The organism is Pseudoxanthomonas sp. (assembly GCF_036845285.1).
Lineage (GTDB): Bacteria > Pseudomonadota > Gammaproteobacteria > Xanthomonadales > Xanthomonadaceae > Pseudoxanthomonas_A.
Window position 1 is genome coordinate 63,974 of sequence record NZ_DAIUEE010000006.1, and the last position, 26,066, is coordinate 90,039.

The following is a 26,066-nucleotide window of genomic DNA, read 5'->3' on the forward strand; positions in this document are numbered from 1 at the left end:
TCACAATAGTGGAGTCAACCGATTGGGGTGAATTCAAAGCCAATCGTTGGAAAAACGGTGAATCCGCTCGAATTTTCCTGAGGGAATCAGGCTTCCATGCTCTTATTGGTCCAATTTCATGGACAATCGGATCATTGCTGATCTCACAATACTGATGCGTACTGAAATGGGCGGTCGGTCGCAGGATGCCGCCTGGCCGACATGCCTGGCGGGGGTTGCGCAACCCGACCGGCGCCAGGAACCGCTGCCCCTGCATGACGCGACCAGACGTATCGCGGACCCACATACCGACCCGCCAAGGCACGACCGATGGACAAGATTGATCGCTACCGCGCGTTCCTCTACGTGGCGGAACTGGGCAGCTTCATTGCCGCGGCGAAACACCTTCGCATTCCGCGCGCGTCGGTATCCTTCGCTGTCCAGCAACTGGAAGCCAGTCTCGGGACGCGACTCTTCCACCGGACGACGCGCCGGGTCAGCCTCACTGCGGACGGCGAAGAGCTCCTTGAAAGGGCGCGCATCGTACTGGTGGATATCGACGCGCTGGAACGGCGCTTCCTGGACCGGGATGACGCGGTGGCCGGACGACTGAAGGTGGACGCTCCAAGCCGGATCGCAAGGCGACTCATTGCGCCAGGCCTGCCGCAGCTCCTCGAACAGCATCCCCATCTGGAGCTGCATCTGAGTTCGACGGATCGCTTTGTCGACCCCGTCGCAGAAGGGATCGATTGCGTGGTTCGCGTGGGCGAAGCACGAAGCCACGGCAAGCACCAGACGCTACGGGAGCTGGGCGCGCTCGACGTGATCAGTTGCGCGAGTCCCGACTACCTCGACCATCTGGGAATACCGGAGAACCCGCCGGATCTGCGCGAGCACTGCATTGTGGGGTACGACAACACGGCCGACTTCAAACCCGGCCACTGGGAGTACATGACGGACTCCGGACAGGTCGAACTGATCGAAGTGAAGGCCAGAGCCACCGTCGACAACGCCGAAAACTACATCGCCTGTGGTTGTGCCGGCCTGGGGATCATCCAGGTGCCACGCTTCGACGTACAGCATCTCCTCGATGCAGGACGATTGATCGAGATCCTGCGCCAGTACCAGGCGCCCCCGCTTTCGATCTCCCTGATCCACACGAATGACCGAAGGAAGTCCCGCCCCGTTTCCGTGCTCGCCGAATGGCTAAGCCAGCTGCTTGCCCCCCACACACTGGAAGGCACGCGCTAAGCGGATTCGTCTCTGACCAGAGGGGTCAGGGTGGGCCACCGGATCGATTGCCGCCATGCCAAGGGCGATGGCAAACCACGCGTATCCGTTACGTCCGCCGCGGTCGGGATGGATCGGACGGGGCCGGTACGCCGGGCGTGCCGTCGAGGAAATCGAATGGCTCGTGCGCCAGCGTATCGGCATCGAACAGGTGCTGCGCGTCCGCCGCTTTCACCTGCAGGATGCCGCGCGGCTCCTTCGGCCACGGGCTGCCAGGAACGTGCAAAGGAGAAATGCTCGCGCCGGTGCCATCACACCGGCACGACGGGTGCGGCGCGCACACTGAGCCTGAGCGAACCTGCACACGCGCATTCCTGAGGAGACCCGCGATGGCCAGAATCCTGGTGCTGTACTACTCCGCCTACGGGCACATCGAAACCATGGCGCACGCGATCGCCGAGGGCGCGGCCGGCGCGGGCGCGCAGGTCGACATCAAGCGCGTGCCGGAACTGGTGCCCGACGACGTCGCGCGCGCATCGCACTACGCGCTGGACCAGCCCGCACCGGTCGCCACGATCGCGGAGCTGGCCGACTACGACGCGATCATCGTCGGCACCGGCACCCGGTTCGGCCGCATGAGTTCGCAGATGGCGAATTTCCTGGACCAGGCCGGTGGCCTGTGGGCGCGTGGGGCGCTGCATGGCAAGGTCGGTGCCGCCTTCACCTCCACGGCCACGCAGCACGGCGGACAGGAAACCACGCTGTTCTCGATCATCACCAACCTGCTGCATTTCGGCATGGTGATCGTCGGCCTGGACTATGGCCACGCCGGGCAGATGACGCTGGACGAGATCACCGGTGGTTCGCCGTACGGCGCGACCACGATCGCGGGGGGCGACGGCTCGCGGCAGCCGTCGGAGAACGAGTTGCAGGGCGCGCGCTACCAGGGTCGCGTGGTCGCGGAGACCGCGATCAAGCTGCACGGCTGACTTCGTCGCGCGGCGCTCAGCCCTGCGGCACGCCCGTCATGTCGGGCAGGTGGTGGGCGACGCCCTTGTGGCAGTCGATGCAGGTCTTCTTGCCGGTGCCGAGCCACAACTTGTGCACCTGCGCGGCACGCGTGCCCTGCCGGGTCAGGTCCATCGAATCGTAGTTGTGGCAGTTGCGGCATTCCAGCGAATCGTTCGCCTTCAGCCGGTTCCATTCGTGCGTGGCCAGGATCAGGCGTTCGTCGAGGAACTTCTCGCGCGTGTCGATGGTGCCGAAGACCTTGCCCCAGACTTCCTTGGACGCCTGCATCTTGCGTGCGATCTTGTCGGTCCAGTTGTGCGGCACGTGGCAGTCGGGACACGTGGCGCGCACGCCCGAGCGGTTGGTGTAGTGGATGGTGGTCTTCAGTTCCTCGAACACGTTGTCCTGCATTTCATGGCAGCTGGTACAGAACGCTTCCGTGTTCGTCGCTTCCAGTGCGGTGTTGAAACCACCCCAGAAGATCACGCCCGCCAGGAAGCCGGCCACCGTCAGGAAGCCGAGGCTGTAGTGCCGGCTCGGCAGCCGCAGCGTGCGCCAGAAGGCCAGTCCCTCCCGCTTCATCCGTGACCACATGGGCGGCTACTCCTTCGTCGTCGACGGTGGCGACAGCACGCTGTCGATGTCGCGGAATCCATTGGCGACCAGCACCGGCGCGTCGGTCTGCACCACGTGGCACTGGTTGCAGAAGTACCGGCGCGGCGAAATCGTCGCCAGGAACTGGTCGTCACGGTCCATGTAGTGGGTCACGCTGACCGGCGGCGCCTGGAACGTCGCCGCGTTCGCGCGCGCATGGCAGAGCATGCATCGGTTGCTGTTCCTGTCGACCTGGTACCCGTCGATGGCATGCGGGATGGTCGGCGGCTGCATCGGATAGGCGCGGGTCCGCTTCAGGTCGGCATTCTCCACGTGCGCCATCGGCGGCGGATGGCCCTCCTGGTCGACCGGCACGCCGCGACGGATCGCGTCGATCTGGCCCGCGCCGGGCACGAACACCGCGCGTGCATCCACCGGCGTGGCCGCGACGGGCACCGGCGCCTCGTGCTTCGCGGGACGTCCCACCATCCATCCCGCCACGAACACCAGCGCCATCAGGGCAACGGTCAGCCCCACCGCGATCCAGAGATGCCTGTTCTGCATGACGAGCCTCCTAGGCGGCGACGACCTTGACCGCGCACTTCTTGTAGTCGGTCTGCTTCGAGATCGGATCGGTCGCGTCCAGCGTGACCTTGTTGATCAACTGCCCCGCGTCGAACCACGGCACGAACACCACCCCGCGCGGCATGCGGTTGCGGCCACGCGTCTCCACCCGCGAGCGCATCTCGCCGCGCCGCGAGGCCACGATGATTTCGTCGCCGCGCTTGAGGCCACGCTCTTTCGCGTCGTCCGGATTCATGAACACCACCGCGGCGGGAAACGCCTTGTACAACTCGGGCACGCGCATCGTCATCGACCCGGAATGCCAGTGCTCCAACACCCGCCCGGTCACCAGCCACAGGTTGAACTCGTCGTCCGGCGACTCGGCCGGCGGCTCGTACGGCAGCGCCCAGATCACCGCCCTGCCGTCCTGGTTGCCGTAGAACTCGAAGCCGCTCCCCGCCTTGACGTAAGGATCGGCCCCTTCGCGGTAGCGCCAGCGCGTCTCCTTGCCCTTGACCACCGGCCAGCGCAGTCCACGCGCCTTGTGGTAATCGTCGAATGGCGCCAGGTCATGGCCATGGCCGCGGCCGAACGCGGCGTACTCCTCGAACAGGCCCTTCTGCACGTAGAAGCCGAACACTGCGGATTCGTCGTTCGCGTACCCGGCTTCGATCTCCGTGGTCGGAAACCGGTCCACGTTGCCGTTGCGGTACAGCACGTCGAACAGCGTCTTGCCCTTGTATTGCGGATTCGCCGCCAGCAACTCGGCCGACCAGCACTCGTCGGTGGTGAAGCGTTTGGAAAACTCCATCAGCTGCCACAGGTCCGAGCGCGCCTCGCCGGGTGCCTTCACCAACTGGTGCCAGAACTGCGTCCGGCGTTCGGCGTTGCCGTAGGCGCCCTCCTTTTCCACCCACATCGCGGCCGGCAGGATCAGGTCCGCCGCCTGTGCGGTCACCGTGGGATAGGCGTCGGAAACGACGATGAAGTTGTCGGGATTGCGGTAGCCCGGCCAGGTTTCCTCGCGCAGGTTCGCCGCCGCCTGCATGTTGTTGTTGACCATCACCCAGTACGCGTTGAGCTTGCCGTCCTTCAGCGCGCGGTTCTGCTCCACCGCGTGGTAGCCCACCTTGGGATTGATGGTGCCGGGCGGCAGCTTCCAGATCGCCTCGGCGTGCTTCCGGTGTTCGGGATTGGTCACCACCATGTCGGCCGGCAGGCGATGGCTGAAGGTGCCCACCTCGCGCGCCGTGCCGCAGGCCGACGGCTGCCCGGTCAGCGAGAACGGGCTATTGCCCGGCGTGGCGATCTTCCCGGTCAGCAGGTGGATGTTGTAGACCATGTTGTTGGCCCACACGCCGCGCGTGTGCTGGTTGAAGCCCATGGTCCAGAACGACATCACCTTCGTCTCCGGGTCCGCATACAGCTCGGCCAGCTGCTGCAGCCAGCCGCGCTCGGCGCCCGTCATCTCGACCGCCTTGTCCAGCGTGTACGGTGCGACGAAGGCGGCGAAATCCTCGAAGCTGATCGGCTGGCCGCCGTTCGGATCCTTCGCGTTCTTCGCCTTCACTTCCAGGGGATGCTCCGGCCGCAGGCCGTAGCCGATGTCCTCGTTGCCGCGCTTGAAGGTGGTGTGCCTGCCGACGAAGTCCCGGTTGACTTTGCCGCTGCGGATGATGTGGTTGGCGATGTAGTTGAGGATGACCAGGTCGGTCTGCGGCTTGAAGATGATCGGGATGTCGGCCAGTTCGAAGCTGCGGTGTTCGAAGGTGGACATCACCACGACCTTCACGTGCGGATGCGACAGCCGCCGGTCGGTCACCCGCGTCCACAGGATCGGATGCATCTCGGCCATGTTCGAACCCCACAGCACGAACGCGTCGGCGGCCTCGATGTCGTCGTAACAGCCCATCGGCTCGTCCATGCCGAACGTGCGCATGAAGCCCATCACCGCCGATGCCATGCAATGGCGCGCGTTGGGGTCGATGTGGTTGCTGCGGAAGCCCGCCTTCATCAGCTTGTTGGCGGCGTAACCCTCGAAGATCGTCCACTGGCCCGAGCCGAACATGCCGACGGCGTCGCTGCCTTTTTCCTTCAGCACGCGCTTGAACTGCGCGGCCATCACGTCGAAGGCCTCGTCCCACTCCACGGTGGTGAAGTCGCCGTCCTTCGCGTACACGCCGTTCTTCTTGCGCAGCAGCGGCTTGGTCAGGCGGTCGGCGCCGTACAGGATCTTCGACAGGAAGTAGCCCTTGACGCAGTTGATGCCGCGGTTCACTTCGGCATGCACGTCGCCATGCGTGGCGACCACGCGCCCGTCCTTGACCGCGACGTTCACGCCGCAGCCGGTGCCGCAGTAGCGGCAGGGCGCCTTGTCCCATTTCAGCGCGGTCAGGTCGCCTTCGGTGACGACATTGCTGCCGGTACCGGTGAGCGGCAGGCCCGCCGCCGCCGCGGCCGTGGCCAGTGCGCTGTGGCGGATGAAGTCACGACGTGTGCTCATGGGCATCTCCGGTCGCCGACACGATGGACAGGGAAGGAAGCGGTTCGTCGAGTGCGTGCGCCGGCTCGGCATGGTGGTAGACCAGCAGCACGTTGAGCACGCCCGGCACGGCCTGCAGCGCATCCACCCGTTCCATCACCGCATGGCGATCGGCGGATTCGCAGATCACCACGCTGCGGGTTCCGCCCCGCAGCGCGAGATCGAGATCGTCGTGCGCAGCGATCATCGCGGCGAGCGCGTCCGCGGCCGTGTCGCGGTGCTGGATGACGAAGCTGGCGATATGGATGTCGGCATCGGGACGTTGGCGGTTCATGCGATGGCCTCCGTGGCTCGCGCGTGATGCAGGGAAATGGCACCGGCAGGACAGATGGCGACGCATGCACCACAACCCGTGCAGGCTTCGGCATCGACCACCGCCGCACCACGCGCGGCGGGCGGCACGCGGATCGCGGTCGTCGGACAGACTTCGCGGCAGCTGGCGCAGACCACGCCGTGCGCGGACAGGCAGGTGTCGGCGACCCGCGCGGACAGCGTCCACGGCGGATCGAGGGTCGGCAGGAAGGCATCGCTGTCGCACGCCGCGGCGCAATCCCCGCAGAACGTGCATTCACCGGCCTGCGCATCGAAGTGCGGCAGACCATCGGCGTCGCGCACGAGGACCTGCTGCGGACAGGCGCGCACGCAGGCATCGCATCGCGTGCAGGCATTGGCGAATCCGGATTCGGGCCTGGCCCAGGGCGGGCGGAAGGCAGCGGCAACCGGAACGGACACGGCGCGGCCGAACAACAGGGTGCGTCGCGAAAGGGAGCGCACGCCATCCACCGCTCACGGCCCCGTCGGCGGACCGGCGAACATCAGCTGCCACATCCAGACAAGGAAGCCGTACCCCGCCACGATCAGCACCGCCATCAACGGAAAAACGACGGCCGTCAGCAGCAGGAACGCGGTGCGCTCCCGTTGCTTGCTCGCAACGGCTGTTCCTTCGCCCTGCTCCATGAGGCCTACCTTGCGGGTGGGTACTGGGTGCGACGATGCTGCGGCCGCAGGCTATCACATTCATCCGGCAGGCCATGTCCGGTCATCGGACGCTGCGTTTTCAGGCCATCTTGCGCAGCGTGGCCCAGTCTTCCGGCGTGTTGCAGTTGCGCAGCGCATGCTGCCAGACGGAAGCAGGCAGGTGTTCCACGCCCAGCGACTGCTGCAATGCGCGCAACGAGCGCTCGCGCCCTGGACGGCCGCCGATATCGGCCATCACCGCGCGCACGCCGTCATCGATCCGCAACACCATCGGCAGCATGTGGTGCTCCACGCAGGCGCAGGCCGACGTGGTCGCCAGCAACGCATCGATCAGGCCCTGTGAAAGCAGGGGCATGTCCACCGGCACGATCAACCACGCGCCGTCTTTCAGCCGTGGAGCGAGTTGAGCCAGCGCCCCCATGGGGCCGGTGTCGGGAAGCGCGTCCGGCACGCCATCGACACTCGGCCGAGTGCCGCTGACGATCACCTGGGCCGTGCCTGCCGCGCACAGCAGCGCATGCATATGGGTGAGCAACGTGCCGTTACCCCAGGGCAGCAGCGCCTTGTCGGTGCCCATGCGCGACGAACGCCCGCCGGCGAGCAGCACGGCGCGCCATGCCTGTGTCATGCCGGCGACCACGTCGGCGGGCGCAGGTGGCCATGGCCATGCACGCCCACGAGTGCGCCGGCCTCGATGCGATCCGCGTCCGCCGGCAGCGTGATCCACACCGACGAGTGCGAGAACGGCAGCAGCCGGAACGACGCCTGCGCCTCGGCGATGCAGGCCTGCAAACGGCCCTCGCCATCGCAATGCAGCGTGCCGTGGAACGCGGCGTGCAGGCCGGCGCGCTTGCCGCAGGCCATCGCCAGCGGCAGTCGGCGCACCGGTTCGGGCGCCATGCCGAGCCACGCACGCAGCAACGGCTCGACCAGGAAGCGGAAACCCACTGCCGTCGACAACGGATTGCCCGGCAACCCGACGAAATGCGGGCCTTCGCGCAACCGTGCGGCGAAAACCGGTTTTCCTGGCCGCATCGCCACGCCATGGAAAAGCGCTTCTGCGCCACGCGTTTCCAGCGCAGCGGGCACGAAGTCGTAGCATCCCTTCGACACCGCACCCGTGCTGAGCACGAGGTCGGCGCCGCACGACACGGCCGCATCGATGGCGGCCTGGAACGTCGCCACGTCGTCACCGATATGCGTGACCTGGACCATCTCCGCGCCGGCGGCGACGACCGCCGCCGTGAGGTATGGCGAGGTCGCATCGTGGATGCCGCCCGCCGGCAGCGGTGCGCCGGTCGCGACGATTTCACGCCCCGTCGCCAGCAAGGCGATGCGCGGACGTCGCGCAACCTCGACGCGGTCGATGCCCGCGCCCGCCAGCAGCATCAGCTGCGCCGCGTCGATCAGCGTCCCTGCGTCGAACAATCGCTGCCCCGGCAGCACGTCCTCGCCGCGCCGCCGGATGTTCGCGCCAGGCAGCACATCGGCCAGCAGGCGCACGCGCGGCGCGTGTTCCTGCACGTGCGGCGGCAGCCTGTCGATGCGTTCCACCGGCACGACCGTGTCGGCGCGTGCGGGTAGCGCCGCGCCGGTCATGATGTCCCATGCGGACGCGTCGTCCTGCGGCGGCGTGTCGCCGGCGCCGATGCACGCGCCGATCTCCCATTCGCTCCCGGCGCTCGCGACCCGACCCGTCGACGCCAGCGCCACACCGTCCATCGCGGCGTTGTCGAACGGCGGCAGCGCGAACATGGCGACGACGTCGTCGGCGAGCACGCGACCGACCGCATCGGCCAGCACGACCCGTTGCGTGGCCAACCGGCCCGCCCCGTCCTTCAGTCGCGCCACTGCCTCGTGATAGCCGATCATTGCCGCTCCCTGTCCGCGATCTCCACGGCGGACCCAGCCTAGTGCCGCGCCGGGTGCTTGCCAATCCCGGTCCAGGCCGCCCGCTTCACGACGCTGAAGCCTGCGACGGCACGCCGCCGCCGGTTGACCCATGTCAAGGACAGCGCGGGGCCACCTGCCTAGTCTGCCCCCATGGCCAGCCTGTCCTCCCTCTTCGATCCCGACCTGCTGCGGCGCTACGACACGCCGGGACCGCGCTACACCTCGTATCCCACCGCGCCGCAGTTCTCGCCAGGCTTCCAGGAAGCCGACCTGCGCGCGATGGCCGCGATCAGCAATGGCGACCCCATTCCGCGACCGCTGTCGCTATACCTGCACATCCCGTTCTGCACCAGCCCGTGCTTCTACTGCGGCTGCAACCGCATCATCACCCGCGACACCGCGCGCGGCGCGTCCTACCTCACCCGCCTGTACCGCGAAGTGGCGATGAGTTCGGCGCTGTTCGACCGCGACCGCGACGTGGAGCAGGTGCACTTCGGCGGAGGCACGCCCAACTTCCTGTCGCCGGCGCAGATCGCCGAAGCGATGGACGTACTGCGCCGGCATTACTCATTCGCCCCCGCGTCGCGGCTGGACTGCTCGATCGAACTGGATCCGCGTTTCATTACCCCCGACGATGTGGGCGAACTCGCCGCCGCCGGCTTCAACCGCGCCAGCCTGGGGGTGCAGGACTTCGATCCGGACGTGCAGCGCGCGGTCAACCGCATCCAGAGCGTCGAACAGACGCTGGCGATCATCGAGGCCTGCCGCACGCACGGGCTGCAGTCGGTGAACGTGGACCTGATCTACGGCCTGCCGAAGCAGACACTGGCCGGCTTCTCGCGCACGCTCGACATCACCCTCGACGCGCGGCCCGACCGGCTGGCGATCTACAGCTATGCGCACATGCCCTCGCTGTTCCGCCCGCAGCAGCGCATCAACGCCGACGAGCTGCCGGCACCGGAGGACAAGCTGGGCCTGCTGCAATGCGCGATCGACAAGCTCGGCGAGGCCGGCTACGTCTACATCGGCATGGACCACTTCGCCCTGCCCGGCGACAGCCTGGCCATCGCACAACACCATGGCGGGCTGCACCGCAATTTCATGGGCTATACGACGCATGCCGAGAGCGACCTGATCGGCCTCGGCGTCAGTGCGATCAGCCACATCGGCCCCAGCTTCAGCCAGAACCCGCGCGACCTCGGCAGCTGGGAGCAGGCCATCGACCAGGGCCACCTGCCGGTATGGCGCGGCATGCGGCTGGAAGAAGACGACGTGATCCGCGCCGACGTCATCCAGCAGCTGATGTGCCACGGCGTGCTGGACTACCGCGACCTCGGCCGCCGCCACGTGATCGACTTCACGACCTATTTCGACGATGCATTGCGACGGCTGCGTCCGCTGCAGGACGACGGGCTGGTGCAGCTGGCCGCCGATGGCTTGCAGGCAACCTCGCGGGGACGGCTGCTGTTGCGTATCATCGCCATGTGCTTCGATCGCTACCTCCCCGCCACCGCAGCCTCGACGCCTCGCTACTCGCGCACGGTCTGATCCATCCGGGAGTGTCCGCATGACCTCACCGCTGGTCTTTCCGCGCACCGACGCGAGCATCGTCGCCGACGACGGCGACGCCCTGAACTTCTGCTCCACCTGCGCGTTCTCGCAGGCCTGCCTGTCCGAGGGCATGGACAAGCGCGCATTGATGGACCTGCACGTGCTGGTCGAACACGTCGGCCCGCTGCGCGCGGGCGAGCACGTGTTCCGCGAAGGCGACACGTTCGGCGCCATCGCCGCGGTGCGCGCCGGCACGGTGAAGACCTACCAGATCGACCGCAACGGGCACGAACAGGTGCTCGGCTTCCACCTGCCCGGCGAAGTGATCGGCCTCAACGCGATCCACGGCGACCGCTACCCGTGCAACGCGATCGCGCTGGACACGGTGATGCTGTGCCGCTTCTCGTTCCCCAAGATCGCGCTGCTGGCCGCGCGCCTGCCTAACCTGCAGCAGCACCTGTTCAAGCTGATGAGCCACGACATCGGCGTGGCCTCGCTGTTCGCGCGCGACAACACCGCCGACGAGCGCATGGCGGCATTCCTGATCGGCCTGTCGCGGCGACTGGCCGCACGCGGCTTCTCGCCACGCCGCTTCCAGCTGACCATGGCGCGCACCGACATCGCCAACTACCTGCGCCAGGCACCGGAAACCGTCAGCCGCGTGCTGCGCCGGTTCGAACAGGATGGCCTGCTGCACATCAAGCAACGCGACGTCGAGATCCTCGACCTGCCCCGCCTGGAAGCCCTCGCGCTGACCGTGCTGCGGGAGTGAGGGACGGGATCCCTGTAGGAGCGACGTCAGTCGCGACCGCACGGCCCGACTGCCGATCAGCTCCACGAAGACCGGACAGGCTCCGGTCGCGACTGACGTCGCTCCTACAGAAGGCAGATCGTGCGATTCCCTCCCGGCTTGACCTGCGTCATGGAGGCCCCCGGCCGGCGCGCCGATGATGCGGCCGTTCCTCCAGGAGAGCCGCATCATGAATTCGACACGCAAGTTGTGGGTGGGGTTGGCGGCCCTGCTCATTGCGTCGTTCGCCGTCCTGCTCTGGGTCGGCAGCGAAGTCCACCGCCAGGCGCCACCGGTACCGGAGCGGGTCGTCGCCGACGACGGCACGGTGGTCTATACCCGCCAGGACATCGAGACCGGTCGCCAGGTCTGGCAGTCGATCGGCGGCCAGCAACTCGGCTCCATCTGGGGCCACGGCGGTTACGTCGCGCCCGACTGGGGCGCCGACTGGCTGCATCGCGAAGCGGTGGCCGTGCTGGACCTGTGGGCCAGGCGCGACGCCGGACTCGACAGCTACACGCAGCTGGACGAAGCCACCCAGGCGGCCTACGCCAAGCGCGTGCAGCAGCTGTTGCGGCCGAACACCTATGACGAAGCCACGGGCACGGTGCATGTCAGCAACGACCGTGCGCTGGCGATCGCGCAGGTGGCCTCGCACTACACCGCATTGTTCAGCGACGAACCCGGTACCGCGGACTTGCGTGAGGCCTACGCCATGCGCAACAACACGGTGCCCGATGCCGAACACCGTCGCCAGCTGACTGCGTTCTACTGGTGGGCGGCGTGGTCGTCGGTGACCGAGCGTCCCGGCGCGGCGATCAGCTACACGGCCAACTGGCCGGCAGACGCGCTGGTCGGCAACACGCCGCCGCCGAGTGCCTTCCTGTGGACGGTCTTCAGCGTGCTGTTCCTGATCCTCGGCGTCGCGCTGCTGGGTTGGCACTACGCGGTCAACCACGGCGACGAGATGGCACCCGTGCTGCCGAAGACCGACCCGCTCGCGAAGATCAAGATCACCCCGTCGATGCGCGCGACCGCGAAATACTTCTGGGTGGTCATCGCGCTGTTCGTCGTGCAGATCCTGCTGGGCGCGATCACTGCGCACTACCAGGTGGAAGGCCAGGAGGCCTACGGCTTCGCATTGGCCGACATCCTGCCGTACTCGCTGACGCGTACCTGGCATACACAGCTCGCGGTGCTGTGGATTGCGACCGCGTGGCTCGGCATGGGCCTGTACATCGGTCCGGCGATTTCCGGGCACGAACCGAAGTTCCAGCGCCTGGCCGTCAACTTCCTCTGGACCTGCCTGCTGATCATCGTGGTCGGCGCGTTCACCGGCCAGTGGTTCGCGGTGATGCAGAAGCTGGGACTGGAGCACAACTTCTGGTTCGGCCACCAGGGCTGGGAATACGTCGACCTCGGCCGCTTCTGGCAGTGGTTCCTCTTCATCGGCCTGACCCTGTGGCTGGTGCTGGTGGGCCGCGCATTGTGGCCGGCGATCCGCCACGGCGGCGAGTCGCGCAGCATCGTCAGCCTGCTGTTCCTGTCCACCGTCGCCATCGGCCTGTTCTACGCGGCCGGCCTGATGTGGGGCGAACACACGCACCTGTCGATGGTCGAGTACTGGCGCTGGTGGGTCGTGCACCTGTGGGTGGAGGGCTTCTTCGAAGTCTTCGCGGTGGCGGTGATCGCCTTCCTGTTCACCCGCCTGGGCCTGCTGCAGACCAGGAGCGCCACGGTCGCCGTGCTGTTCGCGACCATCGTGTTCATGGCCGGCGGCGTGCTGGGTACCCTGCACCACCTGTACTTCGCCGGCACCCCGACGGCGGTGATCGCCATCGGCGCGAGTTTCTCCGCACTGGAAGTGGTGCCGCTGGCCTACGTGGGCTTCGAGGCGTACCACAGCTGGAAGATGGGCAAGGCCACGCCGTGGATGCAGCGTTACCGCTGGCCGATCATGTTCTTCATCGCGGTGGCGTTCTGGAACCTGGTGGGCGCCGGCCTGTTCGGCTTCCTGATCAACCCGCCGCTGCCGCTGTACTACATGCAGGGCCTGAACCTGACGCCCAACCATGGCCACACGGCGCTGTTCGGCGTGTACGGCATGCTCGGCATCGGGCTGATGCTGTTCTGCCTGCGCGGCCTGAAGCCGGACGTGGTGTGGAACGAGAAGCTGCTGAAGACCGCATTCTGGTCGCTCAACATCGGCCTGGCCGGCATGTCGCTGCTGACGCTGCTGCCGCTCGGCATCCTGCAGCTCAACGCGGCGCTGGAGCACGGCTACTGGTTCGCGCGCTCGGCGGAGTTCATGCAGCAGCCGATCGTGGACATGCTGGTGTGGATGCGCGTGCCCGCCGACACGCTCTTCAGCGTGGGCGCCCTGTCGCTGGTGTGGTTCGTGGCCAGCCTGTGGCTGGCCCCGCGCCGCGAGCCACTGCCCGTCGCGCAACCGAACGAAGCCTGACCCTGGAACCGGCCCCTCCGGGTGGGGAGGCCGGGCCACCTGCTGCGGGTTGCAGCAAGAGAGCCGCGATAGCGGCTCTCTTTTTGTTTGTTGACGAGGCTGTCGCCACGCCGCCATCCTGCACCGTCACCGCAAGGATCGCCAACCATGCGACCTTGCCCGAGCCACTCGCTCAGGAGCCGCCATGAAGTTGACCAGCCTGCTCCTGCTCATGGCCGTCGGTGTGGCCAGCGTGTACACCTACGACGTGTACAAGACAAAGCGCGCGACCCAGACACCAGCGGCGAACACTGCGCAGGTCGCACCCGCGCCATCACAGTTTGACCGACGCTGGGGACAGCCATCGGCTGGTTCGCCACCTCCCTCACGCCCATCCTCGTACCGCTGCGATGGCCGAACGCATTGCTCGCAAATGCGATCCTGCGCAGAAGCGACGTACTTCATCCAGCACTGTCCGAACACCAAGATGGATGGCGACCGGGATGGCGTTCCGTGCGAGAACCAGTGGTGCAGTTAGCCGCTGACGCGCGTTATCGTTCATCGCTGCCCACGCCGCACCGGAATGCCATCCGTACGGTTGCTCACCCAGCACCCATGCACTGCAGGACATCAGGAAATGGCAGAACAGCTTGTTGAATTCTGGCAGTGGCAGTTCTGGCTTGGGCTGATCAGCCTCGGCGCCGGCCTGGCGGTCATCGCGCCATGCCTGCTGGTGCCCTCCTGGCGACGCAGGATCCTCAAAGCCGACCTCGACATCGAAGGCGTGGGCCTGATCACCCTGGTCGTGGCGATCATCGCCGCCGGTTGCTACAACTACATCGGCTCCCGCATCAGCCACTGACAACACCGCCGAACTCCATGATGAATGCCTATATCATCCCGACGCCGCGCCAACGCCTGATCGCGCTCGGCAAGGCCCTTCTTCCGCCGTTCGGCGGCGCCACAATCTTCCTGACGGCGCGCCTTTACGATCGAAATGCGGCCGACCTGCCCCTCTGCAAACAGCTTCCATGGATGTGGGTCGTCGTCGTGATGGCCACGATGGTGGTGGCGAGTTTTGCCTATCTGTGTGGCCGAAGCGCCTTCAGGATATGGCGGTCCGGACAGTATCCCGCGCCCGGCACATCGGTGCTCTTCCGAACTCGCGTGCACACGGGCTGGTGGGCGCGCACGAACGCCATCGCCTACGCGATGATTTCGCTCCTTCTTGCCGCCTTCCTGGTGGCGCTTCTCAGCATGTTTGTTTTCCCCGAAGGGGGGATGCTCAACCTCGGGCTGCGAGGCTGCGAGCCTTGAACGCTCGGAATGCATCCAGGCCATGCTCTCGGCAGTGGAGGGGAGGGGCATGACGGCAATCTTCGAGGCACGAATCCGACTGGCATTGTCCAGGCCCAGAATCCGTCTTCCCGGGAAGACCCCATGGCTTTCGTAAAGACAGCACTTCCTTTCATGGTGCTTTCGTCTGCGCTGATGCAAGCGGGCTGCACGCAGACCGCCACCGCGCCTGTCGTCGATCATCAGGCCCAAGGCAATCTCGAATCGAATAATCCAATAGGGTGTATCGATTCCACCATGGCCAGTAATACATATACGCCAGCTGATCTTTATCAGGGCGTGGCAGCCTGTGTTTCTGCCGACGATCTCGAGAGCGGCGCCGTGCTGTATGCGCTTGCAGGAGCTTATGGCCGCTTCGATACGCTTCGCGTCACCGACAGAAGCGCGCACCAGGCGATCCCTGTGCTGCAGATGCAGGCATTGGGAACGTTACCGAAGGAAAGGGCTGACAGGTTCCGGAAGACCATCATGACAATGACGGAGGACCCGGCGCGTCTGCAGGCGTTGTGTATCGAAATCCGTCGGATTGGACCGCCGGATTATGTGCCCCGCTACATGGTTCAGCATGGTATGGGCGCTTTCTCGGCGAACGGCGGCAGTTGGCTCGATGAGGCCTTCGATGCAGCCGCGGGATGGGAGCAGGCACTTTCCTCCTACCTGCATTGCCCCGCAGAGAGCACTGGCACTGATCGATCGGCGGGGTGACGCGAGCGAGGACGCATGCAGACCCACGGAGTTCGCAAGCTCACCCGAATCCATGAGTTAATCGAGGGCTTCTGCAAGCCTCATGTAGAAGCGCTACCCGAGATCCTTTAGCCATCCATGCACCATGATCAAGGAGAAACCCATGCGGCACTTCCATGACGCGGTTTTCGGATGCGCCATCGCCCTCGGGGTCGTCGCGTGCGGCACTGTCGTCGCACCGATCGACGACGACACTTACGGACGCGACAAAGTCCACTTCATGGCGGAGATGGAGCGTATCGCGGGCGCAGACGCCAAGCCGTGCGGCACACTGGAGGCTCCCGGACGCAATGCCCTTGCCCTCGCCTGCGTTGCAGATGCTTGGGCGGCACGGCATGCGTTCACCCTCGTGACGGAACAACGGTCTGAGTACTGCCCGAATCTCGTCGCGTACGCAGGAGACGCCCACGGACGCGTCTACCTGCTCCAGTCCTGCCCCGACCGGGACCACAGGAAGAGGAAGGTGCTGCAACCGTCCATCGGTGAATGCCCCCACTTCAAGCCGCCTATCGACAACGGCGGATTCGGCCAGTGCAGCATCCTGGACGCGATCTGACAGTCCGGGACGAGGTGTGGGAAATCCTTCAGATCAACCCTTGATCAATGCGAACACCCGCCGCAGCACTGCCCCGCCTTGTGCCCGCGCGGTTCGCTTTCGCCAGCTTCGGCATGCTCGCCTACGTCCTTGAGAATGGCGATCACGCGCTCGGTCGGCAGCGTGGTCATCACCCTCAGTCGGCCGGTGCCGGATTCCAGGGTGACGTCGGCTTCCGGGTCCCAGGCGCGCAGGGCTTCGGTCATGGCCTGCCGGCGTTGTTCGGTCGGGGCGTGGGAATCGTCGGACATCGGGCTTCCTGTGGTCGCAATGATCGGCGCGCGGCGGCGCGGGTGACCGGACTGTAGGCCGTCGCTGCGCACCGGGCCTTGACCCGGATCAAGGCCGCCGCAGGCGGCGAATCGCCGCCGGCCTGATCCACGTCAAGGCGATGCGGCGCACCGCCGCGCAAGCTGGCCGCATGAAGATCGACATCGTCGCCCCACCCCGCCCGCGCACCACACCCGCATTGCCCGGCCTCTCGCCCGCGTGGCTGGCGCATGCGCCGCACCGATTGATGTTCTTCATCGGTGCCGGCAACGTGCTGCTGGCGATGCTGTGGTGGACGCTGTGGCTGGTCGCCACGCGCTGGGGCCTGTGGACGATGCCCGAGACGCCGATCTATGCGGGCTGGCTGCATGCGTTCCTGATGCAGTACCTGGTGCTGCCGAGTTTCATCTTCGGCTTCCTGCTGACCGTGTTCCCGCGCTGGATGGGCATGGCCGACCTGAAGCGCTGGCATTACGTGCCGGTCGGGCTGGGCCTGATGGCCGGGCAGCTGGCGATCCTGCTGGGCGTCGCCGGCTGGCAGGCGGGACTGACCGTCGGCCTGTGGATGGCGCTCGCCGGCTGGACCGCGGCGCTGCTGACGCTGGGCCGCCTGCTCGCCGACGACACCGCGAAGACCTGGCATGCGCGCTCGTGCTTCGCCGGCCTGGTGCTGGGCTGGCTGGGACTGCTCATGTTCATCGCCTTCACGCTGGGCGCGTCGCCGACGTGGGCGTTCGCCAGCATCAAGCTGGGCGGCTTCGGCCTGCTGCTGCCGGTATACGTGACGGTGGCGCACCGCATGTTCCCGTTCTTCGCCGGCAACGTGGTGCCGGGCTACGTGCCGTGGCGCTCGCTGCCATGGCTGGGCGCGGTGTGGGCGTTGCTGATGGCGCACCTGGGCCTGGAACTGATGCATGCGTATGCGTGGCTGTGGCTGGCCGACGTGCCGTTGCTGGTGCTGACCGCGTGGGCGGTGCATCGCTGGTGGCCGCGCGGGCGCATGCCGGGGCTGCTGGCGGTGCTGTTCATCGGCACGGCGTGGCTGCCGATCACCTTCCTGCTGTACGTGGTGCAGAGCGTGACGTTCCTGGCGACGGATGAATTCGTGCTGGGGCGTGCCCCGATGCATGCGATGTTCATCGGCTTCTTCGGCAGCCTGCTGGTGGCGATGGTCACGCGGGTGACGCAGGGCCACTCGGGGCGACCGCTGGCGATGACGAAGGTGGCGTGGTTCGCGTTCGTCGCGATCCAAGTGGTCGCGGTGATGCGCATCGTGGCCGACCTCGCACCGGATGCGATGGCGTGGCAGGCGGCTGCCGCCATCGGCTGGCTGCTGGCACTGACGCCGTGGGTGGGCCGCATCGGTGGCATCTACCTGGGTCCGCGCGCGGACGGGCGGCCGGGATGAGCGCCATGATGGCCTTCTATCCCGACATCAAGCTGGTCCACGTGGCGGCGGCGATGACCAGCGGCACCCTGTTCGCGTTGCGCGCGCTCGGCCTGCTCGCCGGCATGCGCTGGCCGCGCGCGGCGGTGGTGCGCTACACCAGTTACACCATCGACACCGTGCTGCTGACCGGCGCGATGATGCTGTTGACGCTCCTGCCGGCGGGGCTGTTCGCGAACGGCTGGCTGCTGGCGAAGATCGTGTTCGTCATCGCCTACGTCGGCCTCGGCATCGCCGCGTTCCATCCCGCGTGGAGCCTCGGTACGCGCGCAGGCCTGGTGGCCGCCGCCCTGCTGTGCTTCCTGCAGGTGTACGGCATCGCGCGGGCGCACGATCCCTGGGGCTGGCTGCTGTGGCTGGTCGGCTGACAGGCATGCAGACCGGACTCGATACCGCGACGTTGCCGGAAGCGTTCGGCACGTGTGCGTGCTGCGTGCGCGAATCGCTGGACGCGGCTGGCCTGTCGCTCGACTGCAGGCCAGCGCCGGACGACACGGAGATGCATGCATGGCGCATGGAGTGAACATGCTTCGCCTCGACCTGCGCGACCTGCCGGCGCCGGAGCCGCTGGAACGTATCCTCGAATGCCTCGACACCCTGCGGCGCGGCGAACGGCTGGTGGCGTTGACGCCGCGACCACCCCTACCGTTGCTGCCGATCCTCGATGAAGGCGGCTTCGCGTACCACGTATACGCGGCGGCTACCGGGACAGCCTGCATCGCGATCTGCCACGCCGAGGACAAGGACACACTGCGTCCACCCCGCGCCGCATGAGTGGGCTCGCGTTCGCACAGGCGCCGCCACCGGCGCTGCCGATGCGTTTCCTGTCCATTGCATTGGGCTGGGGCATCGCGGCCGGCCTGTGGCTGGCGTGGCAAGGCGACGCCGTCGTGCTTTCGCGCTGGACGCCGGCCGCGCTGGTACTGGTGCATATGCTGGCACTGGGCCTGCTCGGCAACACGATGCTTGGCAGCCTGGTGCAGTTCCTGCCGGTCGCCGCCGGCAGTCCGCTGCCTTGCCTGCGATGCGTTCCCTGGCTGCATGCCGCGTTCAACGTGGGGCTGGTGGCGTTGCTGATCACGCTGGCGTGGCAGGTGCGCGCGTTGGCGTGGCCGGCAGGCGGACTGCTCGGCGGGTCGCTGGTGATGTTCGCCGTGCTCGCGCTGACCGCAGTGGCGCGCGGCAACGGCGAGCGCGTGGTGCGTGACGGCATCGGCCTGGCGCTGATCGCGCTGGTGGCCACGACGATCCTCGGGCTGGTGCTGCTCGCCGCACGCACCGGATGGCGTGCGCCCGCGACGCCAGGCCTGGTCGACCTGCATGCCGCGATCGGTGGCATCGGCTGGATGCTCGGGCTGCTCGCGGCCGTCGGCAGCGTGACGTTGCCGATGCTGCACGGTACGCGCACGCCACCGCCCGCAGGCGTGCGTGCATGGCAGGTGGCGTTGCTGGCGACGCTGGGGCTGATGGTCGCGTGGCAGGCGGGTGCGCTGCCGTATGCCGCCGTGCGCGTGGCAGCCTGGCCGTTCGCTGTGTTCGCGCTGGCCGTGTTCGTGCTGCAGGCACGTGCCCCGCACCGCCGCAATCCGACGCTGCGCCGCTTCTGGCAGGCAGGCTGCGCGTGCCTGCTCGCGGCGAGCGTGGTCGTTGCGTGGCCCGATCCATCGCCGATGCTGACCGGCGCGCTGGCCCTCGGCATCGGCCTGCCGCTATTGGTGGTCGGCATGGCACTGGAGATCACCGGCTTCCTGACCTGGATCGCGCTGCGCCAGCGCATACCCCGTGGCATCCGCGTACCGGGTGTAGGCAGCTTGTTCGTGGAAGCACGCAAGCGGCGAGCCTTCCTCCTGCATGCGGTCACCGGCGGACTCCTCATCATCGCGATGCTCGCGCCCGCATTCGCTCGACTTGCGGGCGTCGCCCTCGGCTTGGCGTATGCGGTGAGCCTGCATGCGCAATGGCGGTGCTGGCGGCAGGCGTGGACGTGGCAGGCCGACGGTTCCGGCTGATCGCCGGACCCGTGCGCCGAACGGTCAGTAACGCAGGTTGAGCTTCACCCACGCGGTGCGGCCCGGCTCGCCGATCCGCACCGGATCGGCGGGATAACCGAAGGCGCTGTTGCCGCCCAGGTTGAGGTGCTCGCTGTAGGCGCGATCGAACAGGTTGTCGATGCCGGCGGCGAGTTGCAGGCGGTCGTTGAAGCGGTAGCCGCCGTTGAGCGAGAACACGGCAAAGCCGGCGCTCGGTCCCAGGTCGCGGCCGACGATGTTGCCCTGGCGCGTGCTGACGCGATCCTGCGATGCCACCACGCGCCACAGTGCGCCCCACGACCACGCGCCCTGTTCGCGGCTCGCGGACAGGCGCGCCTCCAGCGGCGGCATCTGCGGCAGTGCGGTGCCCGTGTCGCGCACGTCACCCCAGGCATGGGACAGTGCACCGGACAGCTTCCAGCCGTCGGCGGGGCGCCAGTCGATGCCGGCCTCGCCGCCGCGGATGCGGGCATCCACGTTGTGCGCCTGCGTGGAGTTACCCATCATCCCGCGCGCATAGTCGAACAGGATGAAGTCCTGCACGCGTCCGGCGTACAGCGATACCCAGGCGTCGACCTTGGCACCCTTGTACTGCGCACCGATGTCGATCTGCGTGGTGCGTTCGGGCTTCACGCCAGCGAAGGCATTCGGCGCGCCGGCCGGGCCGCGCGTCGGCGAGAACAGCTCCCAGTAGTCGGGCATGCGTTGCGTGTGGCCGAGGCCGGCGTACGCGCCCCAGCGACCGCCCATGTCGTACTCGTAGCGGACGAACGCGCTGGGCAGCGTTTCCTCGCGCACCATGCCGGCGGTGGGGTTCGGCATCGGCATCATGCCGCCCGTGCGCAGGCGCAGGTCGTCCACCTTCGCGCGATCGAAGCGAAGGCCGCTCATCAGGTGATGCTGCTCGGTGATGTGCCAGTGCGACTCGGCGAACACGCCCCAGGTCTGGAACTTCGCATCCACCGTCCACGGCAGCGCCCGATAGGCGCCGCGACCCGACGCGCTGCGCTGGCTGTGCCGGCTCGCGCGCAGGTCGACGCCGGCGGTGACCTCCCAGCGATCCGCCTGCCAGGTGGTCGCCACGCGACCACCGCGCGTGCGGTGCGCCACGTTGCTGGCCATCGGCATCGGCATGCTGCCGTTCGGGTCCGGATCGCGCAGCGTGTAGTTGTCCATCACGTGGTCCACGTCGTTCTGGTAGACGTTGGCCGCCACGGCATCGAGCACGCCGCCGATGTGTTTCTTCTCGAAGCGCAGGCCCAGGCTGTCGCGTTTGAACTGCGCACCGTCCATGCCACGGCCGGCATAGCGCGCCTGCGCGTCGCCGGTGCCGGCACTGAGTTCCAGCACCGTGTCCTCGTCCGGCGTCCAGCCGAGCGCGGCGTCGGCGTTCCACTTCTTCCAGGCCGACGGCACCACGTCGCCGTTGCCGTCCTTGTAATCGTCGGCTTCGGAACGATTGGCCGACACGCGCGCATAACCGCGCGGCGTGCCGGCGCTGATGTCGAGCACCTGGTCGTTGCGGTTGGCGCTACCCACCAGCGCACTGCCGGAGGCCTGCACGCCGGGTTCGGCGAAATACGGGATCTCGCGTTCGAAGCGCACCGTACCGGCGGACGCGCCGCCGCCCCACAGCACCGTCTGCGGCCCCTTGATGACGATCAGGCGGTCGTAGGTTTCAGGTGCGATGTAGGACAGCGCATTGTCCATGCGCGACGGGCAGGCGCCGCTCATCGCGCCGTCGTTGGTCATCAGGTTGATGCGCGAACCGAACATGCCGCGCAGCACCGGATCGCCGTTGGTGCCGCCACTGCGCAGCGTGGCGAAGCCGGGGATGGTCTTCAGATAATCCGCGCCATCGCTGGCCGGCACCGGCTGGCGCGGCAGCCTGGGATCGGTGACGAACGTGGTGGCCATCGCGGGCGCGACGCCGACCACGACGATGCCGTCCAGCGTGGTCGTCGCCATCGCATCGACAGGCATCGCGGCATGCGATTCGCCTGCATGCGCCAGCGGCATGTTCGCGAGCGCGCCCAGCAGGGCGACGGTCAGCAGATGACGGTTCATGACGCATCTCCTCGTGTGATGCCGTCATTCTCGAGACGCCTCCCGGCATGAAGATGCGACCGGTTGTCGCATCGTCCATCGCACTTGACCTTGGTCAAGCCGGCACGCGAATGCGCGCGTTCGCCCCCTTCGGATTGATCCAGATCAACGTCGCGTTTGCATGGCGTTTCCACCATGGCCGCACACCCAAGCGCCCATCGAAGGACACGTCATGAAACGCCTGCATCACTCCCTGCTCGCCTGCGCCCTCGCCGCTCTGTTCGCCGGCCCTGCCTTCGCCGAAGGCGGCCAGATCACCCCCGCCGGCGACACCATCCACGCCGTGCTGACGGCGCCGCCGATGGTGCCGCCGCCGATCACGCGCAAGACGCCCGCCCATGTCGTGGTCGATCTGGAAATGATCGAGAAGGACATGCGCATGGCCGACGGCGTGACCTACAACTTCTGGACGTTCGGCGGCACCGTGCCGGGCAGCTTCATCCGCGTGCGCAAGGGCGACACGGTGGAGTTCAAGCTGAAGAACCGGCACGACTCGCACATGTCGCACAACATCGACCTGCATGCCGTCACCGGCCAGGGCGGCGGCGCGGAGGCCACGTTCACCCTGCCGGGCAAGGAAACGCAGTTCTCGTTCAAGGCGCTCAACCCCGGCCTGTACATCTACCACTGCGCGATGGCGCCGGTCGGCATGCACATCGCCAACGGCATGTACGGCCTGATCCTGGTGGAGCCGGAAGAAGGCCTGCCGCCGGTCGACAAGGAGTTCTACGTGGTGCAGGGCGATTTCTACACCGAAGGCGCCTACGGCGAGCCGGGCCTGCAGCCCTTCAGCCTGGAAAAGGCGATCGACGAGCATCCGACGTACGTGGTGTTCAACGGTTCGGTCGATGCGCTGCAGGGCGACAACGCACTGACGGCCAAGGCGGGCGAGACGATCCGCATGTTCGTCGGCAACGGCGGCCCGAACCTGGTGTCCAGCTTCCACGTGATCGGCGAGATCTTCGACAAGGTCTACACCGAAGGCGGCAGCAAGTACCAGGAGAACGTGCAGACCACGCTGATCCCGGCCGGCGGTTCGGCCATGGTCGAGTTCAAGGCGGACGTGCCCGGCAATTTCGTGCTGGTCGACCACAGCATCTTCCGCACGTTCCACAAGGGCTCGCTGGGCATCCTGAAGGTCGAGGGCGCGAAGAACCCGGACATCTACACGGGCCAGCAGCACGACATCGAGTATCCGGAAGCCAAGCCGGCCGCCGGGGAGTGAAGCGCGGATGACACGGACGCCGCTCCCGACCGCACTGCTGCTCGCACTGGCACCGGCCTTCGCTGTCGCCGGCGATGCCGGCAACGCGTACCGGCAGGTCGAGGGCGGCGACTTCCGTTCTTCCGTGCGTTTCGAAGAGGCCACCCGCGTGGTGCGGGTAGCCTCGTTCTCGCTGATGGAGCGGCCCGTCAGCAACCGCGATTTTTCCGGTTTCCTCGCCCGCCAGCCGCAATGGCGCCGCGACCGCATTCCCGCGGTGTTCGCCAGCCCGGGGTACCTGAGCCACTGGACCGGCGCCGATGCGCCTGGCGATGGCGTGGATCCCGACGCACCCGTCACCCACGTGAACTGGTACGCCGCCGATGCCTATTGCCGCGCCCGGCAGGCACGCCTGCCGCGCTTCGTCGAATGGGAGTACGCGGCGGCGGCCGATGCCACGCGTCGCGATGCGCGACGCGACGCGGCATGGCGGATGCGCCAGGTCAACGACGGCACGCCGCATGCGCTCGATGCCGCGCCCGACGCGCCAGCGAATGCCTACGGCATCCATGGCCTGCATGGCGCGCACTGGGAATGGAGCGAGGACTTTGCCTCGCTGCTCGGCGACGGCGACCGCCGCGGCCAGCAGGATGGCGACGCGCTGCGCTATTGCGGCGCCACCGCCATGAGCTTCAACGATCCCGGCGACTACGGCGTGGTCAAGCGCTTCGTCCTGCTGTCGGCACTGCAGCCCGCAGCCACGCTGGGCAACCTCGGTTTCCGCTGTGCAAGGAGTACGCCATGAAGATCGCTTCCCTGTTCCTCTCCGTCCTGCTGGCATCCGCTGCGCCGCTGCACGCGCAGTCGCTGCCGGGCGATTCGGTCTACCACCTGCAGGCCACCACGCAGGACGCCGATGGCGCGCCCGTGGCCTGGGCTTCGCTGCGCGGCCAGGCGCGTCTGGTGTCGATGTTCTACACGCACTGCCACCTGATGTGCCCGCTGATCCTGGAAAACGCCAAGAGCGTGCAGAAGCAGCTGACGCCGGACGAACGCCGGCGGCTGGGTCTGGTCATGGTCAGCCTGGACCCGGTCCGCGACACCCCCGCCGCGATGCGCGAGGTCGCGCAGCGCCATCGCGTGCCGGACGGCTGGCAGTTCCTGACGCCCGCTCCCGACGACGTCCGTGCGATCGCCAGCGTGCTGGACGTGCGCTACCGATTCCGCGAGGACGGCAGCATCAACCACACCAGCATGCTGGTGCTGCTGGATGCCGAGGGACGGGTGCGCGCCCGCAGCGAGGTGAACGGCGCCACCGCCGATCCTGCCTTCCTGATCCAGGTCAAGGCGTTGCTCGCCGGGCCGTGATGACATGGCACCCACACCGCTCCCTCATCCGATCATTTCCCCAAGGAGTTCCACCATGAAGCTCTCCCGCACCTTCGCCACCATCGCCCTGCTCAGCGCCGCCGGCATGGCGCAGGCCGCCGGCAACTGCACCGTCAGCCTCAAGGGCGACGACGCCATGAAGTTCGACCTGAAAGAGGCCACCGTCTCCGCCGGCTGCCCGACCATCACCATCGAACTGACCCACAGCGGCAAGCTGCCGGTCACCGCGATGGGCCACAACGTTGTCGTCTCGAAGACCCCGGACCTGGCCGGCATCGCCCGCGACGGCATGAAGGCCGGCGCGGCCGGTGCGTACGTGCAGGCCAACGACGCGCGCGTCATCGCGCACACCTCGCTGGTCGGCGGCGGCCAGAAGACCAGGATCACCTTCCCCGGCAAGAAGCTCACCGCCGGCGGCGACTACAGCTTCTTCTGCAGCTTCCCCGGCCACTCCACCCTGATGAAGAGCAAGCTGGTCGTCACCAAGTAAGCACGACACGCTGCGCCGCTTCCACGCGGTGCAGCGCTTTCCGGAGCCCGGTCATGGAATACGTCATCCGCCTGGCCGATGCCACGGCCGACCTGGCCGACATCGAGCGGCATCTGGTCGATCTCGATCCCGCCATGGTCCTCGATCGCGATGCCGCGACCGGCGCGCTGCGCTGCTCGACCAGCGCCATGGCACAGGAATTGTCGCAGGCCTTCGCCGCCGCGGGTTACCGCGTGGCGCCGGAGGCCATCGAACGCCTGCCCTCGGTATGTTGCGGGGGATGCAGCGGGTGATCGCTGCGGAACCGCGCTACCCGGCCGAGCCGATCCACAACCGCGGCTTGCGGCCGATGCGGCCGATCAGCAGCACGGTGACGATGCAGGCGCCGATGCTCAGCGCACCGGACAACACGTTGATCATCAGCGCATCGTTCCCGGAGAAGCCCATGGCCTGCCACAGCGCCGCGCGGCAGTAGAAGACCACGCTGATGCCAACCAGTTGCTGGAACGTCGCCAGGCCGATGCCGACCCGGACGATGGGACGGATCTTGCCGGTCGCCGGGTTCTTCAGATCGGAGAGTTGCGGGCGATGGTGATCGGCCGACAGCGAGGCATCGATCCCGGCCAGCCCGGCCTGCGCCCCGGCCCCGCCGAACAGCCGCGTCAGTACGCGAAGGGCTTCGTCCTTGCGGCGCTTCACCACCAGATAGCGCGGACTTTCCGCAATGGTCAGCAGCAGCACCAGGAAGACCAGCGAGGGCACGGCCTGCATCCGGAACAGGCGGCCTAATCGGCAACACCTTCGGACCTTGCGCCTTGCGACGCTGACCGCGCGATCCCGAAGGGCCGACGGAAGGCGCT

At 67.2% G+C, this 26,066-nt stretch carries 31 protein-coding genes and 1 pseudogene; 20 read left to right on the forward strand and 12 right to left on the reverse strand.

Annotation, left to right across the window (positions count from 1 at the left end; genetic code table 11):
• The first annotated feature begins 309 nt into the window (after positions 1 to 309).
• Positions 310 to 1,230 carry a LysR family transcriptional regulator gene (locus V7060_RS09115; RefSeq protein WP_334178927.1) on the forward strand — a complete coding sequence of 307 codons (921 nt, stop codon included), beginning with the start codon at positions 310 to 312 and terminating at the stop codon, positions 1,228 to 1,230.
• Positions 1,231 to 1,318: 88 nt separating this feature from the next.
• On the opposite strand, the gene V7060_RS09120 is transcribed toward V7060_RS09115, so the two are convergent.
• Positions 1,319 to 1,495, reverse strand: a complete 177-nt coding sequence (locus tag V7060_RS09120) for a hypothetical protein (RefSeq protein WP_334178928.1) — start codon at positions 1,493 to 1,495, stop codon at positions 1,319 to 1,321.
• 103 nt (positions 1,496 to 1,598) lie between these two features.
• Here V7060_RS09120 and wrbA point away from each other — a divergent pair, with 103 nt between their 5' ends.
• Entirely contained in the window at positions 1,599 to 2,198 is a 600-nt protein-coding gene (gene wrbA / locus V7060_RS09125) for an NAD(P)H:quinone oxidoreductase (RefSeq protein WP_334178929.1), read from the forward strand.
• Positions 2,199 to 2,214: 16 nt separating this feature from the next.
• On the opposite strand, the gene V7060_RS09130 is transcribed toward wrbA, so the two are convergent.
• The 8 genes from V7060_RS09130 to V7060_RS09165 form a co-directional block, all read right to left on the reverse strand.
• Complete coding sequence (locus V7060_RS09130) at positions 2,215 to 2,814, reverse strand: NapC/NirT family cytochrome c (protein ID WP_334178930.1); 600 nt, start codon at positions 2,812 to 2,814, stop codon at positions 2,215 to 2,217.
• A 6-nt stretch (positions 2,815 to 2,820) separates the two neighbouring features.
• Complete coding sequence (locus V7060_RS09135) at positions 2,821 to 3,378, reverse strand: nitrate reductase cytochrome c-type subunit (protein WP_334178931.1); 558 nt, start codon at positions 3,376 to 3,378, stop codon at positions 2,821 to 2,823.
• 10 nt (positions 3,379 to 3,388) lie between these two features.
• Positions 3,389 to 5,881, reverse strand: coding sequence for a periplasmic nitrate reductase subunit alpha (napA, locus tag V7060_RS09140; RefSeq protein WP_334178932.1), 2,493 nt, complete (start codon positions 5,879 to 5,881; stop codon positions 3,389 to 3,391).
• On the reverse strand, positions 5,865 to 6,194 hold the full coding sequence (locus V7060_RS09145; protein WP_334178933.1) for a chaperone NapD: 330 nt from the start codon (positions 6,192 to 6,194) through the stop codon (positions 5,865 to 5,867). Before V7060_RS09145 ends, napA begins: the two co-directional genes overlap by 17 nt.
• The gene (napF, locus tag V7060_RS09150) at positions 6,191 to 6,694 is read right to left on the reverse strand and encodes a ferredoxin-type protein NapF (protein WP_334178934.1); all 504 of its coding nucleotides are present in this window, start codon (positions 6,692 to 6,694) and stop codon (positions 6,191 to 6,193) included. Before napF ends, V7060_RS09145 begins: the two co-directional genes overlap by 4 nt.
• A 12-nt stretch (positions 6,695 to 6,706) precedes the next feature.
• The gene (locus V7060_RS09155; protein ID WP_334178935.1) at positions 6,707 to 6,877 is read right to left on the reverse strand and encodes a periplasmic nitrate reductase, NapE protein; all 171 of its coding nucleotides are present in this window, start codon (positions 6,875 to 6,877) and stop codon (positions 6,707 to 6,709) included.
• A 100-nt stretch (positions 6,878 to 6,977) separates the two neighbouring features.
• Entirely contained in the window at positions 6,978 to 7,526 is a 549-nt protein-coding gene (locus tag V7060_RS09160; RefSeq protein WP_334178936.1) for a molybdenum cofactor guanylyltransferase, read from the reverse strand.
• Positions 7,523 to 8,770, reverse strand: a complete 1,248-nt coding sequence (locus tag V7060_RS09165) for a molybdopterin molybdotransferase MoeA (protein ID WP_334178937.1) — start codon at positions 8,768 to 8,770, stop codon at positions 7,523 to 7,525. Before V7060_RS09165 ends, V7060_RS09160 begins: the two co-directional genes overlap by 4 nt.
• A gap of 171 nt (positions 8,771 to 8,941) precedes the next feature.
• Here V7060_RS09165 and hemN point away from each other — a divergent pair, with 171 nt between their 5' ends.
• From hemN to V7060_RS09205, 8 genes are all read left to right on the forward strand, one after another.
• Positions 8,942 to 10,339 (forward strand): oxygen-independent coproporphyrinogen III oxidase, encoded by a 1,398-nt coding sequence (gene hemN, locus V7060_RS09170; RefSeq protein ID WP_334178938.1) that lies wholly within the window; start codon positions 8,942 to 8,944, stop codon positions 10,337 to 10,339.
• A 19-nt stretch (positions 10,340 to 10,358) separates the two neighbouring features.
• Positions 10,359 to 11,114 carry a helix-turn-helix domain-containing protein gene (locus V7060_RS09175; RefSeq protein ID WP_334178939.1) on the forward strand — a complete coding sequence of 252 codons (756 nt, stop codon included), beginning with the start codon at positions 10,359 to 10,361 and terminating at the stop codon, positions 11,112 to 11,114.
• Positions 11,115 to 11,322: 208 nt separating this feature from the next.
• Positions 11,323 to 13,596: a nitric-oxide reductase large subunit gene (locus V7060_RS09180; protein WP_334178940.1), complete on the forward strand. Its 2,274-nt coding sequence runs from the start codon at positions 11,323 to 11,325 to the stop codon at positions 13,594 to 13,596.
• 211 nt (positions 13,597 to 13,807) lie between these two features.
• Positions 13,808 to 14,113, forward strand: coding sequence for an excalibur calcium-binding domain-containing protein (locus V7060_RS09185; protein WP_334179117.1), 306 nt, complete (start codon positions 13,808 to 13,810; stop codon positions 14,111 to 14,113).
• Positions 14,114 to 14,212: 99 nt separating this feature from the next.
• On the forward strand, positions 14,213 to 14,437 hold the full coding sequence (locus V7060_RS09190) for a hypothetical protein (protein WP_334178941.1): 225 nt from the start codon (positions 14,213 to 14,215) through the stop codon (positions 14,435 to 14,437).
• 20 nt (positions 14,438 to 14,457) lie between these two features.
• The gene (locus V7060_RS09195; protein ID WP_334178942.1) at positions 14,458 to 14,892 is read left to right on the forward strand and encodes a hypothetical protein; all 435 of its coding nucleotides are present in this window, start codon (positions 14,458 to 14,460) and stop codon (positions 14,890 to 14,892) included.
• A gap of 123 nt (positions 14,893 to 15,015) precedes the next feature.
• Complete coding sequence (locus V7060_RS09200) at positions 15,016 to 15,636, forward strand: hypothetical protein (protein ID WP_334178943.1); 621 nt, start codon at positions 15,016 to 15,018, stop codon at positions 15,634 to 15,636.
• A gap of 124 nt (positions 15,637 to 15,760) precedes the next feature.
• Positions 15,761 to 16,231, forward strand: a complete 471-nt coding sequence (locus V7060_RS09205) for a hypothetical protein (protein ID WP_334178944.1) — start codon at positions 15,761 to 15,763, stop codon at positions 16,229 to 16,231.
• A 44-nt stretch (positions 16,232 to 16,275) separates the two neighbouring features.
• Here V7060_RS09205 and V7060_RS09210 read toward each other — a convergent pair whose 3' ends face one another.
• Positions 16,276 to 16,521 carry a hypothetical protein gene (locus V7060_RS09210; RefSeq protein ID WP_334178945.1) on the reverse strand — a complete coding sequence of 82 codons (246 nt, stop codon included), beginning with the start codon at positions 16,519 to 16,521 and terminating at the stop codon, positions 16,276 to 16,278.
• A gap of 170 nt (positions 16,522 to 16,691) precedes the next feature.
• Here V7060_RS09210 and V7060_RS09215 point away from each other — a divergent pair, with 170 nt between their 5' ends.
• From V7060_RS09215 to V7060_RS09235, 5 genes are read left to right on the forward strand one after another with little or no spacing between them, the layout of a single operon-like run.
• Positions 16,692 to 17,948 carry an NnrS family protein gene (locus V7060_RS09215; protein ID WP_334178946.1) on the forward strand — a complete coding sequence of 419 codons (1,257 nt, stop codon included), beginning with the start codon at positions 16,692 to 16,694 and terminating at the stop codon, positions 17,946 to 17,948.
• Positions 17,949 to 17,953: 5 nt separating this feature from the next.
• Positions 17,954 to 18,355 (forward strand): SirB2 family protein, encoded by a 402-nt coding sequence (locus V7060_RS09220; protein ID WP_334178947.1) that lies wholly within the window; start codon positions 17,954 to 17,956, stop codon positions 18,353 to 18,355.
• 5 nt (positions 18,356 to 18,360) lie between these two features.
• The gene (locus tag V7060_RS09225) at positions 18,361 to 18,510 is read left to right on the forward strand and encodes a hypothetical protein (RefSeq protein ID WP_334178948.1); all 150 of its coding nucleotides are present in this window, start codon (positions 18,361 to 18,363) and stop codon (positions 18,508 to 18,510) included.
• Between the two features lie 2 nt (positions 18,511 to 18,512).
• Positions 18,513 to 18,761: a DUF2249 domain-containing protein gene (locus V7060_RS09230; protein ID WP_334178949.1), complete on the forward strand. Its 249-nt coding sequence runs from the start codon at positions 18,513 to 18,515 to the stop codon at positions 18,759 to 18,761.
• Complete coding sequence (locus V7060_RS09235) at positions 18,758 to 19,996, forward strand: hypothetical protein (RefSeq protein WP_334178950.1); 1,239 nt, start codon at positions 18,758 to 18,760, stop codon at positions 19,994 to 19,996. The genes V7060_RS09230 and V7060_RS09235 overlap by 4 nt, the downstream gene beginning before the upstream one ends.
• A 24-nt stretch (positions 19,997 to 20,020) precedes the next feature.
• On the opposite strand, the gene V7060_RS09240 is transcribed toward V7060_RS09235, so the two are convergent.
• A complete protein-coding gene (locus V7060_RS09240) occupies positions 20,021 to 21,985 on the reverse strand; it encodes a TonB-dependent copper receptor (RefSeq protein WP_334179118.1) in 1,965 nt (654 codons plus the stop codon).
• A gap of 310 nt (positions 21,986 to 22,295) precedes the next feature.
• Between V7060_RS09240 and nirK the strand changes: the two genes are divergently transcribed.
• The 5 genes from nirK to V7060_RS09265 are packed head-to-tail and all read left to right on the forward strand — an operon-like array spanning position 22,296 to position 25,499.
• On the forward strand, positions 22,296 to 23,348 hold the full coding sequence (gene nirK, locus V7060_RS09245) for a copper-containing nitrite reductase (RefSeq protein WP_334178951.1): 1,053 nt from the start codon (positions 22,296 to 22,298) through the stop codon (positions 23,346 to 23,348).
• A gap of 7 nt (positions 23,349 to 23,355) precedes the next feature.
• Positions 23,356 to 24,132: an SUMF1/EgtB/PvdO family nonheme iron enzyme gene (locus V7060_RS09250; RefSeq protein WP_334178952.1), complete on the forward strand. Its 777-nt coding sequence runs from the start codon at positions 23,356 to 23,358 to the stop codon at positions 24,130 to 24,132.
• Complete coding sequence (locus V7060_RS09255; protein ID WP_334178953.1) at positions 24,129 to 24,695, forward strand: SCO family protein; 567 nt, start codon at positions 24,129 to 24,131, stop codon at positions 24,693 to 24,695. Before V7060_RS09250 ends, V7060_RS09255 begins: the two co-directional genes overlap by 4 nt.
• Positions 24,696 to 24,750: 55 nt before the next feature.
• The gene (azu, locus tag V7060_RS09260; RefSeq protein WP_334178954.1) at positions 24,751 to 25,206 is read left to right on the forward strand and encodes an azurin; all 456 of its coding nucleotides are present in this window, start codon (positions 24,751 to 24,753) and stop codon (positions 25,204 to 25,206) included.
• Between the two features lie 53 nt (positions 25,207 to 25,259).
• Positions 25,260 to 25,499 carry a hypothetical protein gene (locus tag V7060_RS09265; RefSeq protein ID WP_334178955.1) on the forward strand — a complete coding sequence of 80 codons (240 nt, stop codon included), beginning with the start codon at positions 25,260 to 25,262 and terminating at the stop codon, positions 25,497 to 25,499.
• 19 nt (positions 25,500 to 25,518) lie between these two features.
• Here the strand turns inward: V7060_RS09265 and V7060_RS09270 are convergent.
• A pseudogene (locus V7060_RS09270) lies at positions 25,519 to 25,986 on the reverse strand (MFS transporter); the annotation flags it as partial.
• Positions 25,987 to 26,066: the final 80 nt, after the last annotated feature.